General features: G+C 46.0%; 3 protein-coding genes. 2 read left to right on the forward strand and 1 reads right to left on the reverse strand.

Translation table 11 applies throughout. The features are described from left to right. Positions 1-348 precede the first annotated feature (348 nt). Together BM283_RS17555 and BM283_RS17560 are read left to right on the forward strand one after the other, a co-directional pair. The gene (locus tag BM283_RS17555; RefSeq protein WP_090695427.1) at positions 349-2,025 is read left to right on the forward strand and encodes a YeiH family protein; all 1,677 of its coding nucleotides are present in this window, start codon (positions 349-351) and stop codon (positions 2,023-2,025) included. After that, positions 2,022-2,303: a rhodanese-like domain-containing protein gene (locus BM283_RS17560; RefSeq protein WP_090695428.1), complete on the forward strand. Its 282-nt coding sequence runs from the start codon at positions 2,022-2,024 to the stop codon at positions 2,301-2,303. Before BM283_RS17555 ends, BM283_RS17560 begins: the two co-directional genes overlap by 4 nt. Before the next feature lie 199 nt (positions 2,304-2,502). On the opposite strand, the gene BM283_RS17565 is transcribed toward BM283_RS17560, so the two are convergent. Then, positions 2,503-2,867 (reverse strand): transposase (locus tag BM283_RS17565; RefSeq protein ID WP_139225346.1); only part of this gene is annotated, 365 nt, incomplete at its 5' end.

Raw genomic sequence — 2,867 nt, forward strand, 5'->3', positions numbered from 1 at the left:
GGCGGCAACGATTTTTTCGTTGCTTTGTCAAGTTTTTTGTTACTCTTTTATCTTTGGGTAATTTTTTCCTTTAAGGGTGAAACTCTAAACTCTAGCTAAATAAGTAAAAACACTTTAAGTAAACACACTTAGTTCTCATGAAGAAAAATACGGTTATTTTACGTTATTTCTTATCTGCCTATCCTGCGATCAGGCTCTGGCAGATTGGCAACAAAAGGACGACCATGCACATGAACATGACGAGATATCTTGCGACATAACCAAGATATCAATAACATAAGCAAATCCATATGTTTATTGTGCTCTCTGATTTTGTAGTCTGGCCATCACTTTTTAACATTCTTAATCATGAGTAAACATCATCAACAACCTTTTTTTAGAACAGAAGATTTCTGGGCTATTATCCTTGGCAGCTTATTACTACTCGCGGGACTCGCTTTTTATTTCAGCCTTCTTTCTGCAGATCTGACACAAAAAATGGCTGAAACAACGGCAATCCTGGAAAATGAAGCAGCTAAACCGATCAAAACCGTGGCCTGGCACGAAGCCAGCAGCAAGCTGGCGAAACTGAAACTGTCCGATCAACCGGTGGGTCAATTCCTGAAAAGCTTGAGCACATTGCCTAACAAATGGAGCGACAATCCTGCACAAGCGATCTACAAACCTGCCACTGAAGCCGATCTGATCGCTGAAAACCAGGCAATTGATCTTGCCCGCCAACAGGCCATAGCGCTCGAACTGGCAGCACAAGCGGTTGATTTTAAGGTAGAAAAACTCAATCTTGCAGCGCAAGCTGCGATTGAGGAGTGGCAACAACTCGTGCAAGAAACTGACAAGAAAAAAGCCAAACTGAAAGCAGGTCCTTTTTCCCTGCCCCATAGCCTCTTGCTGGGCGTCTTGCTGGCAGTGTTATTTGGCGTGGGGGCCAAAGTGCAGGGGATTGCATTCCTACCCTTTGTCAAAGGTTTTGCTTTTATCTTTTTGTTGGCATTAATTTCATTACTGCTGGCGGCACAAAATGACTTGAAGGATTTGGGTATCGAATACGCTATCTGGGCCATTTTGCTTGGTATCCTCATCAGCAACACCATCGGGACGCCAGCATGGATAACGCCCGCCCTGCAAACGGAGTTTTTCATTAAAACCGGACTGGTACTGATGGGGGCAGAACTGCTGATCGGCAAGATCCTGGCAATTGGCCTGCCGGGTATTTTTGTCGCCTGGGTAGTGACGCCCATCGTCCTAGTAACAACCTACTGGTTTGGTCAAACTGTGCTGAAAATGGCCTCCAAATCACTCAATATCACCATCAGTGCCGATATGAGCGTATGCGGTGTCTCCGCTGCCATCGCCACAGCTGCCGCCAGTAAAGCCAGTCGCGAGGAACTCACCGTGGCCATCGGACTGAGTATGGTGTTCACCGCCATCATGATGGTCATGATGCCGATTTTCATCAAATTTGTCGGCATGCCGGAAATATTGGGGGGTGCCTGGATCGGCGGGACTATCGACAGCTCGGGCGCAGTCGTGGCTGCAGGCGCAGTGCTGGGTGATAAAGCCATGTATGTGGCCGCTACTATCAAGATGATTCAGAATATGCTGATCGGTATCATCGCCTTTGCAGTAGCTGTTTATTTTACCACCAGGGTTGAACGGGATGCCCAAGCGCGCCAGATCACTATCGGTGAAATCTGGCATCGCTTTCCCAAGTTCATTCTCGGCTTCATCGGTGCGAGCATGCTGTTTTCTCTTCTTCATTCCTCACTCGATAAACACAGTGCGGATCTGGTGCTGGAAAATGGGATGCTGAATGATTTTACCAAAAATCTGCGTACCTATTTCTTTTGCCTGGCATTTGCAAGTATCGGATTATCCACTCATTTCAAGACCCTCAAACATCATTTTATTGGGGGAAAACCCTTGATCCTGTATATCTGCGGACAGTCGCTGAATCTGATACTGACCCTGAGTGCCGCTTATGTCATGTTCTACAAGGTATTTCCTGAAATCACTGCAACGATATGATCTTGCTCATTCGGGAGAATAAACATGAAAACAATCTTAATGGTGTCGTTGCTCTCATGGCAGCTGACTGCGCATGCCAGCACCCCGGCAGAGATGGCACTGAAACAAGTAACGGGGCTATCACGATCAATACTGAAACTGCCAAGCTGCTATTTGACAGAGGCTATCTGTTTGTCGATATGCGCAAATTGGAAGATTTCAATCAAGGCGATATCCCGGGAGCCCAGCATCTGGCTGTCAATAGTGCGCTTTTCACAGCCAGTAATTTGGCTGGCTAACAAAGATCAGGTGGTAGTGTTTTATTGCAATGGCATTCATTGCCTGGGTAGTTCTAAAACCAGCAAAAAAGCAGCAGAATGGGGATAGCGCAGGATTTTTTATTACCGCTAAGAATTCCCGAAATATAGCTTAACCAGTTAAGAATGATTCCTAATATATAGGATTAAAGAACATATAGTAGATCTCATATAAAATGATTTAAATTTCATAAGCGGCAAAGAGCTGCTCGATGGAACACCCTTCCCTTTTTCTGATGGCTTTGGCCTGAGCCCATTTGGGTTCAATGTCATTTAAGTCCGGGGAATAAGGCGGCAGGTATTCAAGTGTATGCCCGGCATTGGCAATGGCGGTTTGGATATCCTGCCGTTTATGGAACGTTGCGTTGTCCATGACAATCACGCAAGCGAGCAGAAGTTTAGGCAAAAGGCCCTGCGTTATCCACGCATAGAAAATGTCAGCGGTGATATTGGCGATGAACAGACTTATGGTCAGCAGCGTCTTTCCGATCAGAGCGCCAATCACATTGGTTCGACCTCGTGCATGCCAGTCTTTTACGCCATGGA

Origin of the sequence: Nitrosomonas sp. Nm34 (assembly GCF_900113925.1) — a bacterium.
GTDB lineage: Bacteria > Pseudomonadota > Gammaproteobacteria > Burkholderiales > Nitrosomonadaceae > Nitrosomonas.

What these genes read in the sequence shown, in the direction of transcription:
- BM283_RS17555 (WP_090695427.1), top strand. Translation starts at nt 349, where the DNA reads ATGAGTAAACATCATCAACAACCTTTTTTTAGAACAGAAGATTTCTGG.
- BM283_RS17560 (WP_090695428.1), top strand. Translation starts at nt 2,022, where the DNA reads ATGATCTTGCTCATTCGGGAGAATAAACATGAAAACAATCTTAATGGT.